A 13,870-nucleotide genomic window follows, 5' to 3' on the forward strand; every position below is an offset into this window, starting at 1 on the left:
AAAATAGCTAACTACGAGATCCCTGACTTGTGGAAAAAAGCAGGGATCTGCCCCAGAGTCTTCAACAGAGATACCACCGAAGTATTATTTCTTTTGAGGTTTAACTTTTGTCCTGCAAAACCTTCTATATTAGCGATCGCATCCCCGTATAACCTTGATAATTCTGGATTTATCAATAACTTATGAAAAAATTGCTGAAATACCTGAGTTTAGGGCTGTTATCCACAGTTTTATCAGCTACTCCTAGCTGGGGAGCCGAGCGCATTAGCTTCTTTTATCCTCCTTTTGGAGAATTTTCTTTATCTACGGATGCCCTAGAAACATTTGCCAAAGAAGGTAAAATTACTGGAGAATTAGATACTTATGCTCAACGTGCTACACCGCAGCAACTGGCGCAACTACGAGAACTACTACAACAGCGATTTAGTGCCACACCTACTTTAGTATCACAGTTCACTTACTCACCTATAGGAGAACAAGTAGTACAACGTTTAGGAGAATTAATTCTCACAGAATCTCGTCAAAATGGTTTTTACGCCTTGCGGGCTGCGTTTATTTTAGCGGCGGCCGACTCTCAAGAGGGTTTAACTGTTGTCAACATTATACGTAAATTTCCTTCGCCAACTATTAAATTAAATTTTGAGGAAGGAATCAAGATAGTCAATAATTTATCAGAATTACTTAAAGACAGAGATGCCGCTGTGGCATTTTTGCAAAAACAAGCGATCGCCCAAACCAGCAACGCAAACATAGATTTTTCACAAAAGCCAGATTTGCGCCAACCAGGAAAATTAGGGGTTCAAAAACTTTACTTTGAGTTAAATGATGCTAAACGCGATCGTCGTCTACCAGTAGATGTTTACCTACCAGAAACCACAGCCTCAACTTCCTTTCCTTTAATTGTGATTTCTCATGGTTTAGCTTCAGACCGCTATGCTTTAGCTTATTTGGCGCAACATTTGGTTTCCTATGGTTTTGCCGTAGCCGTATTAGAACATCCTGGTAGTAATGCCCAACGCTTTCAAAAATACTTTGCTGGTTTAGCAGGGCCACCACAACCTAGAGAATTTATTGACAGACCTTTGGATGTCAAGTTTGTCCTTGATGAACTCCAACGTTTAGAAACATTCAATCCTAGTCTCAAAGGGAAACTCAACTTTCAACAAGTCGGACTGATTGGGCATTCATTTGGTGGCTACACAGTTTTAACTTTAGCAGGAGCAAAACTAAACTTTGCCCAGTTAAGTCGAGATTGTTATCCCAATAGATCCTTGAATTTATCTCTATTGTTGCAATGCCAAGCAGCTGAGTTGCCACCAACAGATTATGCACTACAAGATCCGCGGATTAAGGCTGTCATGGCTATTAATCCCATTAACAGTTCTGTCTTGGGTGAAAGTGGTATCAGTCAAATCAAAGTTCCCGTGATGTTAGTCACAGGCAGTCAAGATATTTTCGCCCCCGCAATCCCAGAACAAATTCGCCCCTTTACTTGGCTGGCTGAACCTAACAAATATCTAGTGTTAATTGAGAACGCTACCCATTTTTCCGCTTTACAAGAGTCAACTCCTGAAAATAATGTTTTGCCTGTACCATCTGGTTTATTAGGGCCAGATCCTGCTCCAGTTTATTCTTACCTGAAGGCCCTAAGTGTAGCTTTCATGGAAACGAATCTCTTAAACAATGCTGAATACAGTACCTATTTACAACCATCATATACTCAATATCTTAGTCAAGCCCCACTCAATATGACTCTGTTAAGTTCTTTGAGTACAGAGCAATTAGCACAAGCCTTAAAAAATGGCACAAACAAAAAATCAAAATAGTCTTAACAGCAAATTCTATCTATGTAGAACATATTTAGGTTTAGCGACCAATTCTTTAAATTTATGTTGATTGGCAAATTGCATTAACCCATCCATACATTCTGTAAAGCCATCAAAAACAGAGTCAATTAATACTAATGCTCTAGCTTTTTGTTCTGCATTCAATTCAATATTGAGCAGAAAATTTTTACTTCCCTTATTTTCCATAGCAAATTGAAGATGTGCATTTTCTACTTTCAAGTGGTGTGAACTAATATAAAAGTATCTTTTATTGGTTTTGGCTCTTAATTCTTCACCAACCTGTGCCATTGCCTGCTGTGCTGTACTTCCCGTAGCTTCAATTGCTGCAATAATTACTATTTTTAGCGCTATGTCAGTTTCATAACGACACATTGCTACTAAATTATGAGAAAGACGGCGAGTTTTAATTGTTTTCTCACTCCAAACGAACTTGAGAAAGTCACTGAATCGCATTACCTGATCAATTTCCAGTGATTCTAAATCTTTGAGATACCATTTCCAGTGACTACCATCTTCAACTGCGTGCTGATTAATCAATTTTTGTAGAGGATGATTACTCATACTATCTTGCAGTATGTCATTATTTAAATCCTTAAAACTCATAGCTAAGTGTGCCAGACAAGGAAACCATACTAATCGCTGATAAGGGTCAATGTTGCTATTTGTTAGGAATTGAAAAAAAGGTAATTGGGAGAATTTTTTTTCTTGTTGTTTAATATATTCTAGAACGTCTTGCATATTCTTCTCTTTTTTGTTTGGACTTGATAATTTTGGTAACAAGAATTTAGTTGAGACTTGGCTAAGTTCAACAATACTTGCAAAATAGCAATTACTGTAAAGACGCAAAATTTTTCACCTCTGCCAATATTGACACTATCCCTATTTCAAGCTGAAGTTAGATATAGGAATTGAGGTGATTTGGGGAATAAACTTTATAGAGATACGTGGACTTCGAGCTTTAAAAGATGAAACTTTGATGAATAATAAAGTAATGATTAACAGTCTATAGTTAATATAAATAATGGCTTTGAGAAAAAGCAACAGTGTTCTAGTAAATTCATGTATTTTTTACAAATACTTATAGGAATTTACTTAAGTAAATCAAACAGGTCATATTGCTGATAAGGGGAAATCGCAGACAAACAACACCCTAGTATTTCGTTGCGATATCTCTACCAAGGAAGTTCATGTAAAGTTTATGTAAAAATCTATACTTAGAATACGAGATATTCTGTGATTCTGATTTTATCAGTGTTGAGGCGATCGCTCTAGAGATGACGCAAAGTTAATTAAATTTAATCAATCTCATGATCAGCCTGCTGTCAAAACATGTATAATTTCAGGCAATGCAAGGTTTAGCTTTACTACTGAAAATTTTAAATAAATTTAAGGCTATGATTTCTCAAGATTATGATTCAATCTATGCTGTCGATGACCTGCTTAGAAAAATCAGAATTAAGGAAAGTCAATTAAAAATTGCCCAGGAGTCGCAGATGCTTTATACATCTGAGACATTAAACAATCAAATATCAAATTTGCGCCGTCAGTTATCTGAGGCACAAGACCCAGAAATGCAAGCCCTGATGAGTTTGTTAGATGATTGAATTACCTACATCTGTTGTAGGTATAGAGACGCTGTTAATTGCGTCTCTACCATGAAAAATTGCCGATGTGAAACTGAATTAAACTTTTTTCAACCAGCTAAACATCGCTCGTAGGTCTTTACCAACTACTTCAATGGGGTGTTCAGCTTCTTGACGACGCATTGCGGTAAATCCTGGTTTACCAGATTGGTTTTCTAAAACGAATTCACGGGCAAATTGTCCTGATTGAATTTCGCGGAGAATTTTCCGCATTTCCGCTTTAGTTTGTTCGTTGACAACTCTAGGGCCACGGGTATAGTCGCCATATTCTGCTGTGTTGGAAATGCTATCGCGCATTGTGGCTAAACCACCTTCTACAACCAAGTCAACAATTAATTTAACTTCGTGCAGACATTCAAAATAAGCTAATTCTGGCTGATAACCAGCTTCGACTAAAGTTTCAAAACCAGCTTTGATTAAGGCGCTCAAACCGCCACATAATACTGCTTGTTCCCCAAACAAATCGGTTTCAGTTTCTTCGCGGAAAGTGGTTTCGAGAATCCCCGCGCGTGTGCCACCAATACCTCTAGCGTAAGCCATTGCGCGATCGCGTGCCTGACCACTAGCATTTTGATAAACAGCAAACAACGCAGGTACGCCTTGTCCTTGTTCATAAGTCCGTCGCACCAAATGACCAGGGCCTTTGGGTGCTACCATCACCACATCAACCTCAGCAGGTGGGACAACTTGCCCAAAATGAATATTAAAGCCGTGGGCAAAAGCTACCACATTTCCAGCTTCTAAATTAGGTTCAATTTCGTTTTTGTAAACTGTTTTTTGTACTTCATCGGGTAACAAAATCATGATGAAGTCAGCCGCTTTAGCTGCATCTGCAACACTTTTCACGGTTAAGCCAGCGGCTTCGGCTTTTTGTGCTGACTTGCTTCCTGGATATAGCCCGACAATCACATTCAAACCGCTATCTTTTAAATTCAGGGCATGAGCATGACCTTGGGAACCATAACCGATAATAGCAATAGTTTTTCCAGCCAAAAGGTCTAAATTGGCATCTTCGTCATAGTACATCCGGGCCATAGAAGCATCTCCTGTCAGCAAGCATCACAATTATTTATAGGCAGGTTTTTGATCTTACCTTAAATTGTGTAACGAAAGATAAGCTATGGCAGTCTGCTTTAATTTCTGAACTGAATTGGCTGGTCAAGAAGGCTTTTCGGAATGTACTGATTTTTTTGCGGAAACCAACTATGAAAATTAGCGATAGTTATTCATCTGCTGCCAGAACTAAAAGTAGCTCTATCAAATTCATATTCTTAAGATAAGTATGCTTTTACACTTCAACTTTGAGCCTATTTCCGTCCTCTGGTAGTTCCTGTGATTTATCTCAACATACACAAATTTGACAAAATACTTGTTACATAAATTGCAACAATACTAATTTAAAAACTTTCCTCGGCAATACTGAGGTTAATTATATCCAAGGTGAGATTATGAATTTTTCTCTGCCCTTACCCCGCAAATCTGCTTTATTCGTGAATGCTTTACTGGGAGGAGTTATTCTCAGCAGTTGTGCTTCTGCACCGCAAAATTTCTCTAGCAGATCATTACCGCCAAGTTCAACCGAAAGCCAATTAGCCAATCAAGCAGCACCAGCATCTGATATTGTTGGAAATGTTGCCCAAAAAGCAGAAGCTGCACCATTAACCCGTGCGCGTCCCCAATTAATCAAAAAAGCTGCAATAAAAATAGTTGTGAACTCTGTCGATAAAAGCATTGATGCAGTTTCACAAATTATTGCCAAACAACAAGGTGATTTAATTGGGTTAAACGAACGCCAACCAACTAAAGAAAATTCTCGTCATACTGCATCTATCCAACTGCGCGTGCCGCAGAACTCGTTGGAAGCTACATTAGAAGAACTAGCTAAATTAGGTACAATCGAAAGTCGTAATATTACAGCAGAAGATGTAGGCGATCGCTTGGTAGATTTCCAAGCTAGATTAACTAATCTGCGGAAAACTGAAGCTAATTTACAAAAAATTATGGACAGGGCTGGTTCTGTGCGTGATGTGTTAAGTGTTGCTCAAGAACTTAGTCAAGTCCGACAATCTATCGAGCAAATTGACGCGCAACTTAAAAGCTTACAAAATCAAGTTGCCTATTCCACTATTACCCTAAACCTAGAAGCAGCTGTATCCAGTACCAGTCCCCAACGCGCAGTAGGTTCACAAATTCAAGAAACTTGGAACAATTCGACCCAATCTCTAGGCAGCTTCACTGTTGGGCTATTAAAGTTGGGTATATGGTTAATGGTTTACACTCCTTATTTATTAATTTTAGCTGCGGGTGTTTACGGCGTTATTCGTTGGCGACGCACCCATAGACCCCAAGAAACTAGAAATTAAGAACTTGCCTGTTAACTCTTTAAGAGGATTGTACCGACTAACACGAAATAATGAGTCAGATGAATGCCAAGATCAAAAAAGAACGCCCTAGGGTATTGAAAGTACTATGCCAGAAATCCACCAATCTATTGCACAGCACTACCACGAACGTACTAAATATGACCCTGAAACCCTAGCCTCGAAAAACCAAAGGCTAGACTGGGCTAAACAGCCAGTACCTTTTAAGGAGTATAAAATTGGCTCGGCTTTTGATCTTAAACCTTACCTGCAAGAATCATTAGAACCCCTTGCTGCTCAAGCAGAAGATGCCCAATGGTGGCAAAGGCTATCTCGGTTACTGTTTCGCAGCTACGGATTAACGGCGAGAATGCCTTCTATGGGTAGTGCGGTGTATTTGCGTTCTGCGCCCAGTGCTGGCGGGTTGTATCCAGCAGAGGTGTATATAGTATCTCGCGGTACGCCGTTCCTACCAGCAGGACTTTATAACTATCAGTGTCGCACTCATTCACTGATGTTGTATTGGGAAAATGATGTGTGGCAAGCTTTGCAAGATGCTTGTTTTTGGCATCCTGCGTTAGAAGGTACCCAATTGGCAATTGTCGTGACTGGGGTTTTTTATCGTTCAGCTTGGCGCTATGAAGATCGGGCTTATCGGCGAATTTTTCTCGATACAGGGCATCTCTTGGGGAATATTGAGTTAGCGAGTGCTATTACTGATTATCGCCCACACTTAATTGGTGGTTTTATCGATGATGCGGTCAATGACTTGTTATATATTGACCCAGAACAAGAAGGTGCGATCGCAGTATTGGCTATGGCAGACTTATTAGATATCAAACAAAATTTGTCTACAGGATGTCCGGCTTTACCTTCAGCGACAGAAACCAACTATCCCTATGTCCCTGACGGCGAATTGCTGAAATATTTCCATCTTCACACCCAAATTCAGCCAGGTGTCACCGGCAAACTGAATTTACCCGCCGTCAAACAAGAAAAGTCTTTGGAAGATAAATATAATTTTCCCTTTTGTCTGAAAATTCCCACTGATACCACACCAATAGACTGGGGCGAAAATCTCTTCAACTTGGAATTAACCATCCATAAGCGTCGTTCTACCCGTGCTTACAGTGGTGATGATTTAAGCTTCGATGAACTCAAAGCTTTACTTGATTTTACTTACCAACCCCAAAATTACATTGAGCAACACCTTGACCGGACTCCCGATTACTTTGACCTCAACTTAATTGAAACATTTATTGCTGTAAGTGGTGTCAAGGGTTTGGAATCTGGCTGTTATTATTACGCACCCAAAGCTCAAGAATTACGCCAGATTCGGTTTAAAAACTTCCGGCGCGAGTTACACTTTCTGTGTTTGGGTCAAGATTTAGGCAGAGATGCCGCCGCAGTTGTTTTTCATACCGCAGATCTCAAAGCTGCCATTGCCCAATACGGCGATCGCGTTTATCGTTATTTACACATGGATGCTGGGCATTTGGGTCAACGCTTAAATTTAGCCGCAGTTAATCTTAATCTGGGTGTTAGCGGGATTGGTGGCTTCTTTGACGACCAAGTAAATGAAGTCTTAGGTATTCCTATTGATGAGGCTGTCATCTACATCACTACGTTGGGAAGACCAAGATAAAACAAACTATACAAACACACAGAGAGATTTTTAGTTATCTCTGTGTTCTCTTATGTATTTTTATTAAGAATCGAAAACAAAAATATTTTTAATAGAAAATGCTTAAAATATCAACTTATGAATGTAGAAAATTTAGTCTGAAAATATTAATAACTATATGAATAATGAATTCCTATTTACTAATAATCCTTCTCCGATTTGGATATACGATAGAGAAACTCTCAAATTCCTCAACGTTAATGAAGCAGCAATTAGTAAATATGGTTATTCAAAATTACAATTTCTGCAAATGCAAATTACAGACTTGTACCATGTAGAACATTTACCTGTTTTATTGGAACAATTATCTAATCATCAGCATAATTTAACTTTTAATCATCAATGTCGGCATTGTTGCCAAAATGGCAAATATATTGAAGTTGAAACAGTAACTCATGCTATAAAATATGAGCAACAAGATTCTTATTTGGTTTATATTCAAGACATCACAGAGCGTAAAGAAATAGAGCGCAATCTTCTAGCAAGCGAAGCAATATTTCGAGCAGTTGCAGAAATAATTCCTGTACCCCTAATAATTTCTAGATTATCTGATGGTGTAATTTTAAATGCTAATCAAGAGTTTTTTAACGCATTTCGTTGCACATCAGCGGATATCATAAATTGTTCAGTTACAGATATCTATTATGATATTAATCAATCTCAAAATCTATTAACAGAACTAGAGCAAAAAGGCTCATTACATAATTACGAAATTCTGCTAAAAAGAGCAGACGGAAGTATATTTTGGGCTATTGCTTCACTTCAAACGTTAACCTTTAATGGTGAGTCAGCTATTTTATCTGTATTGTCCGATATCACCGAACACAAGAACACAGAAACACACCTCAAAGAGCAAAATGAATTTTTGCAAAATATTTTCGAGTGCATTCCATTAATGATTGCCTTGATTAATCCAGCAGGCAAATTACAATGGGTGAATCAAGAATGGGAGAAAATTATTGGGTGGAAATTAGAAGATTTTCCAACTAGTGATTTGCTATCAGCAATATATCCTAATGCTGAAGACCTTCAATATGTGATTAATTTTGTACAATCAGCAGACCAAACTTGGGATGATTTTAGAACTCAAGTGCGAGATGGTCGAATTGTTGATACATCTTGGACTAATATTAGACTGCCTAATAATCAAATCATAGGTATTGGACAGAATATCACATATCGCAAGCAAACTGAGAGGGCGTTAAAAACTCAGTTAGAAAGAGAACAACTAATGCGAACTGTGGTGCAGAGAATTCATCAATCTTTGAATTTGCAAGATATTCTTAACGCTACAGTTCAAGAAGTACGACATTTGCTACAAGTCGAGCGAGTAATTGTTTATCAATTTGCCTCTGATATGAGTGGTAAAGTTGTAGCAGAATCAGTAGAATCGGGGTGGACAAAATCTTTAAGTATTAAAATTGAAGATACTTGTTTTCAAGCAGGGATAGGAGTTGATTATCATCAAGGACGTAAACGCGCGATCGCCAATATTTACCAAGCTGGACTTACAAATTGTCATATTCATCTATTAGAACAATTTGAAGTCAAAGCTAATTTAGTTGTACCTATTTTATTAGAATTAGGTGGCGAAAACATTGGCTCTCGCCTTTGGGGTTTACTCGTGGCGCATCAATGTTCTAGTCCACGGGAATGGGAAGAAAATCAATTAGACTTGCTTGATCAACTTTCAGTCACAATTGCGATCGCTATTCAAAAATCTAGTATATTTCAACAAGCCCAAACCGAATTAGTCGAAAGACAAAAAGCAGAAAGCCAATTGAGAAGCGCCTTAGCTGAAAAAGAAATTCTTTTGAAAGAAGTACATCATCGCGTCAAAAATAACTTGCAAATTGTTTCAAGTTTACTACAACTCCAATCTCACACTCTCAAAGACCCAGAAGTAATTAGAGTTTTTCAAGATAGTCAAAATCGGATTGATTCTATCTCATTAATTCATAAAAATTTATACACTTCACCGAATATTGGTGAATTAGATGTAGTTGACTATATACAGACATTAGCAACTAGTATTTTAATCTCTTACCAAATAGGGCTAGAAACAGTTGACTTAAAAACTAATATTGCCACAGTTAATCTGAATGTTGATCAAGCGATCGCTTGTGGTTTAGTCATTAACGAATTAATTTCTAACTGTCTAAAACACGCTTTTCCAAATGAGCAAAAGGGCACTATAACTATTACACTACAGAATATTCATGATCATATCGAAATGTCTATTCAAGATAATGGTGTTGGCATTCCCGATGATTTAGATTGGCATAATAGTGGCTCTTTAGGTTTATCTTTAGTTTATGACTTGGTTACAGAACAACTGGAAGGCAGTATGACTTTAGAACGTAATCATGGTACAAAGTTTACAATCCAATTTCCCCAGTTAATTTTGCAGTAATATTTCCAATGGAGCAAGTGAGAATTTTAGTTGTTGAAGATGAAGTTATAGTTGCCAGAACAATTGCTAACCAACTGAATCAACTAGGATATACAGTAATTGGGACAGCTTCTTCTGGACAAGTTGCCATTGCTAAAGCCTTAGAAGGCAAACCTGAATTAGTTTTAATGGATGTCATCTTAAAAGGTGAGATGGATGGCATTACCGCAGCATCTCAGATTCGTGAGCAATTAGATATACCAGTAATATTTCTGACTGCTTACGGTGATGATAATACAGTACAACGCGCAAAAACTACGCAACCATTTGGATATGTCATTAAACCCTTCACCCCGAAAGATTTGCGGATAGCTATTGAAATTGGGTTATTAAAACACGCATTGGAACGAGATTTACGAGAAAATCGAGACCGATTAGCTACACTTTTAAACTCAATGAGTGATGCTGTTATTGCCACAAATGAACAAGGAATTGTAACATTTGTCAACCCAGCAGCAGAGTCACTCACTGGTTGGAAGCAAGCCGATGCTTTAGGGAAAGAGGTATCTAAAATTTTTCAGCTAGTTGATGAAGTTACAGAAACTTCTTTAGAAAATCCTGTGGCAAAAGTTCTCAGAGAGCAACAGGTTGTATATTTAAATGACTTTACATCACTGATTACTAAAAATGGTTCTAGAATTCCTATTGGTGATAGTGCTTCTCCGATTATGCGACAGCCTGGACATATAAATGGTGTAGTAGTTGTTTTTTGGGATCTGAGCGAACGACGACAAGCGCAATTACTTGAACAAGCATTGCATAAAGAACGAGAAGTTAATCAACTTAAATCCCTATTTATTTCGACTGTTTCTCATGAATTTCGCAATCCTTTAAGTGTGATTCAATCCTCAGTCGAATTGATTGAACTGCAAGGAGAAAATTTAACCATAGAGAAAAGAAAAACCTATTTAAAACGAATTAATAATGCAGTGCAATCAATGAAGCAACTTATGGAAGATGTGCTGTTTATGGGTAAATCGGATGCAGGCAAATTGGAGTGCCATCCTGGTATCCTAAATTTGCAACAATTTTGTCAAGAATTGCTCGCCGAATTTACGACAATTCATCCTAGAGGCGCAGAAATTATTTTTAAATGTCATAGCGATTGCACAGATGCGTGCATGGATGAACAACTATTACGGTACATATTTACGAATTTACTCAATAACGCTGTTAAATACTCTCCCACAGGTGGTAATATTCTATTTGATTTAACTTGCGACCTAATTGAGAAAGCAGCTATTTTTCAGATTCAAGACCAAGGAATTGGTATCCCGAAAGCCGATCAAGCCCGACTCTTTGAATCATTTTACCGAGCTTCAAATGTACAATCCATTCCAGGTACAGGGCTAGGATTAGTTATTGTGAAAAAGTGTGTGGAAGCACATCAAGGACAAATTAGCATTCACAGTCAAGCTGGTGTTGGTAGTACATTCACAATTAAGTTGCCATTAAATTATCCAAACAGAATTCAGTAGTTAGATTTTAGAAATCAGAATTGAATTTTGGCGAATTTTTTGTTCCCTATAACCTAGTCTCCACAGAATAAATTTTTTAACTGAAATATATCACCTGAAAATCACCAAATCTTCATGTATTTGAAGAGCAATTTATCATTTACTTTCAGGCTATTGGGAACATTAAAACAAGTCGGATCAGCAAAGTATTACCTATGAGCGAAAAATCTACTACTTCCAAGACTTGTGCTTGTCGCCATCTTGCACGCTGCCAAGCGAAGGAAGCAGGCAGACTTTTTCTCTGGTTTCCCGTTACCCATACCCTCACAAAAGTTACAACCTATCTACGGCAGTTTGCGCTGAAGTATGAACTTATGCAAGAGCGTCCAGGTCTCTGTTTAGAGTGTAAATCCGGACAAGCCCAAGAACTTGCCTATAACTTAGCCCAACTTCTAGCACCAAGAGAATTAAAAGAAACGCAAGTCCTGTTTATTCGTGGCGCACTTCAACCACAACTGCAAGATTTTAGCGACATTGCCTCATTGCAACGCTTTGTTACATTCAATCAATCTGAGTGGCTAGTAAATATGCTGGCACAGGAACGATTTACTACACACTTTCAACCAATTGTCTCAATTCAAAATACATCCGAAATTTATGGTTATGAATCGCTATTACGAGGGCTGGATGAAGAAGGTAATTTATTATTACCAGGGCCAATCTTAGAACTAGCCACGGAAGCCGGATTGCTACCACAACTCGACCGACTCGCTCGCCTGAGTACAATCGCTCAATTTAGCCGCCATCAAGTCAACGGGAAAATCTTCGTCAACTTTACACCAACAGCGCTTTATGACCCCGCTTCTTGTCTACGTAGTACAGTCGAAGCAATTGATCAAGCAGGTATTGCTCACGATCAGGTCGTCTTTGAAGTTGTAGAATCAGACAATCCTCACGATTTAGCCCATCTCAAGGCAGTATTACAATACTATCGAGATAAGGGGTTTTTAGTCGCCCTAGATGACCTTGGTTCCGGCTATTCCGGTTTAAACTTATTGCACCAGCTACGTCCCGACTTTATCAAGTTAGACATAGAATTGATTCGAGATGTGCATCAAGATTTGTACAAAGCCTCAATTACCGAGAAAATTATCGAGATTGCCCAAAATTTAAACATCCTGACAGTTGCGGAAGGAATTGAGTGCATTGAAGAACTGAACTGGCTACGAGAAAAAGGTGCAACCTTTGCTCAAGGCTATTTAATTGCTCGACCTGATCCTGTACCTGTGACTAACACTCCCCATTTTGATGCGATCGCTTTAACTTTAGCATCGGCAACTGATCAGCCAATCCAGCAGCAAGTGCAACACCAAAGTGAGTCCGAACGCATTGTTGCGGCTGTCACTCAGCGTATCAGGCAATCTTTAGAGTTAGATGAGATTTTGCAAACCACAGCCGATGAAGTTCGACAACTATTTGCTGTAGACCGAGTAGTAATTTATCAGTTTGAGCCAGACTGGAGTGGTTTAGTGGCTGTAGAGTCTTTAGCGCCAGGCTGCATATCCATTCTCGGATTTAATGTGATGGATACATGCTTTCAGTCTACCCGCGCAGATTACTACCAACAGGGCAATACAAGAGCAATTGAAAATATTGAAACCGCAGGACTATCACCTTGTCATATTGAACTTTTACAGAGGTTACAAATTCGGGCAAATTTGGTTGTGCCGATTTTGCAACAAGAGCGTTTATGGGGATTATTAATTGCTCATCAATGTAGCAATAGCAGACAATGGCAGCAATCAGAGATTAATTTATTTAACCAGTTAGCCGGACAAGCGGCGATCGCTATTCACCAGTCGGAACTGTACCATAAATTACAACAAGCAAACCAAGAATTACAGCGCCTTGCTGCTTCCGATGGTTTAACCCAAGTGGCAAATCGGCGCTGCTTTGACGACACACTCAAAACTGAGTGGCAAAGATTAGCCAGGGAACAAGCCTGTTTATCTCTAATTTTGTGTGATGTCGATTGTTTTAAGCTATATAACGATACCTATGGACATCTATCAGGAGATGATGTTCTCAGACAGGTAGCCCAGGCAATTTCAATGACAGCTAAACGCCCTGCTGATTTAGTCGCTCGGTATGGTGGCGAAGAATTTGCCGTTATTTTGCCCAATACGGATACTGAAGGTGCGATCGCAGTTGCTACAGAAATTCAAAATAATATCCGTGCATTGCAATTGCTACATTCAAATTCTCAGATCAATCAAATCATCACCCTTAGTCTGGGTGTCGCAACCATTATCCCCGATAGTCAATCCTCCCCAGCCACCTTAATTGCTGCTGCTGATCAAGGACTCTATCAGGCAAAAGCTCAAGGTAGAAATTGTATAGTGCAGATGGAACTGTGAAGCATAAATT

At 38.7% G+C, this 13,870-nt stretch carries 9 protein-coding genes; 7 read left to right on the top strand and 2 right to left on the bottom strand.

From position 1 onward, the window contains the following. Positions 1 to 182 precede the first annotated feature (182 nt). A complete protein-coding gene (locus NOS7107_RS00405; protein ID WP_015111013.1) occupies positions 183 to 1,826 on the top strand; it encodes an alpha/beta hydrolase in 1,644 nt (547 codons plus the stop codon). A 15-nt stretch (positions 1,827 to 1,841) separates the two neighbouring features. On the opposite strand, the gene NOS7107_RS00410 is transcribed toward NOS7107_RS00405, so the two are convergent. After that, entirely contained in the window at positions 1,842 to 2,693 is an 852-nt protein-coding gene (locus NOS7107_RS00410; protein WP_157373920.1) for a hypothetical protein, read from the bottom strand. Between the two features lie 548 nt (positions 2,694 to 3,241). On the opposite strand from NOS7107_RS00410, the gene NOS7107_RS00415 reads away from it, so the two are divergent. Continuing rightward, a complete protein-coding gene (locus tag NOS7107_RS00415) occupies positions 3,242 to 3,451 on the top strand; it encodes a hypothetical protein (RefSeq protein WP_044500404.1) in 210 nt (69 codons plus the stop codon). Positions 3,452 to 3,529: 78 nt separating this feature from the next. Here NOS7107_RS00415 and ilvC read toward each other — a convergent pair whose 3' ends face one another. Further along, a complete protein-coding gene (ilvC, locus tag NOS7107_RS00420; protein WP_015111016.1) occupies positions 3,530 to 4,525 on the bottom strand; it encodes a ketol-acid reductoisomerase in 996 nt (331 codons plus the stop codon). A 413-nt stretch (positions 4,526 to 4,938) separates the two neighbouring features. On the opposite strand from ilvC, the gene NOS7107_RS00425 reads away from it, so the two are divergent. The 5 genes from NOS7107_RS00425 to NOS7107_RS00445 all read left to right on the top strand — a co-directional run bounded on the left by NOS7107_RS00425 (position 4,939) and on the right by NOS7107_RS00445 (position 13,860). Beyond that, positions 4,939 to 5,853: a DUF4349 domain-containing protein gene (locus tag NOS7107_RS00425; protein ID WP_015111017.1), complete on the top strand. Its 915-nt coding sequence runs from the start codon at positions 4,939 to 4,941 to the stop codon at positions 5,851 to 5,853. Between the two features lie 106 nt (positions 5,854 to 5,959). Further along, positions 5,960 to 7,495 (top strand): SagB/ThcOx family dehydrogenase, encoded by a 1,536-nt coding sequence (locus NOS7107_RS00430; protein WP_015111018.1) that lies wholly within the window; start codon positions 5,960 to 5,962, stop codon positions 7,493 to 7,495. A gap of 157 nt (positions 7,496 to 7,652) precedes the next feature. Next, complete coding sequence (locus NOS7107_RS00435) at positions 7,653 to 9,947, top strand: PAS domain S-box protein (RefSeq protein WP_015111019.1); 2,295 nt, start codon at positions 7,653 to 7,655, stop codon at positions 9,945 to 9,947. A gap of 8 nt (positions 9,948 to 9,955) precedes the next feature. After that, positions 9,956 to 11,464 carry an ATP-binding protein gene (locus NOS7107_RS00440; protein ID WP_015111020.1) on the top strand — a complete coding sequence of 503 codons (1,509 nt, stop codon included), beginning with the start codon at positions 9,956 to 9,958 and terminating at the stop codon, positions 11,462 to 11,464. A gap of 194 nt (positions 11,465 to 11,658) precedes the next feature. Beyond that, positions 11,659 to 13,860 carry an EAL domain-containing protein gene (locus NOS7107_RS00445; protein ID WP_015111021.1) on the top strand — a complete coding sequence of 734 codons (2,202 nt, stop codon included), beginning with the start codon at positions 11,659 to 11,661 and terminating at the stop codon, positions 13,858 to 13,860. The last annotated feature ends 10 nt before the right edge of the window (positions 13,861 to 13,870 follow it).

This window comes from Nostoc sp. PCC 7107 (assembly GCF_000316625.1).
Taxonomy (GTDB): Bacteria; Cyanobacteriota; Cyanobacteriia; order Cyanobacteriales; family Nostocaceae; genus Nostoc_B.

What these genes read in the sequence shown, in the direction of transcription:
- NOS7107_RS00425 (WP_015111017.1), top strand. Translation starts at nt 4,939, where the DNA reads ATGAATTTTTCTCTGCCCTTACCCCGCAAATCTGCTTTATTCGTGAAT.
- NOS7107_RS00430 (WP_015111018.1), top strand. Translation starts at nt 5,960, where the DNA reads ATGCCAGAAATCCACCAATCTATTGCACAGCACTACCACGAACGTACT.
- NOS7107_RS00405 (WP_015111013.1), top strand. Translation starts at nt 183, where the DNA reads ATGAAAAAATTGCTGAAATACCTGAGTTTAGGGCTGTTATCCACAGTT.
- NOS7107_RS00445 (WP_015111021.1), top strand. Translation starts at nt 11,659, where the DNA reads ATGAGCGAAAAATCTACTACTTCCAAGACTTGTGCTTGTCGCCATCTT.
- ilvC (WP_015111016.1), bottom strand. Translation starts at nt 4,525, where the DNA reads ATGGCCCGGATGTACTATGACGAAGATGCCAATTTAGACCTTTTGGCT.
- NOS7107_RS00440 (WP_015111020.1), top strand. Translation starts at nt 9,956, where the DNA reads ATGGAGCAAGTGAGAATTTTAGTTGTTGAAGATGAAGTTATAGTTGCC.
- NOS7107_RS00415 (WP_044500404.1), top strand. Translation starts at nt 3,242, where the DNA reads ATGATTTCTCAAGATTATGATTCAATCTATGCTGTCGATGACCTGCTT.
- NOS7107_RS00435 (WP_015111019.1), top strand. Translation starts at nt 7,653, where the DNA reads ATGAATAATGAATTCCTATTTACTAATAATCCTTCTCCGATTTGGATA.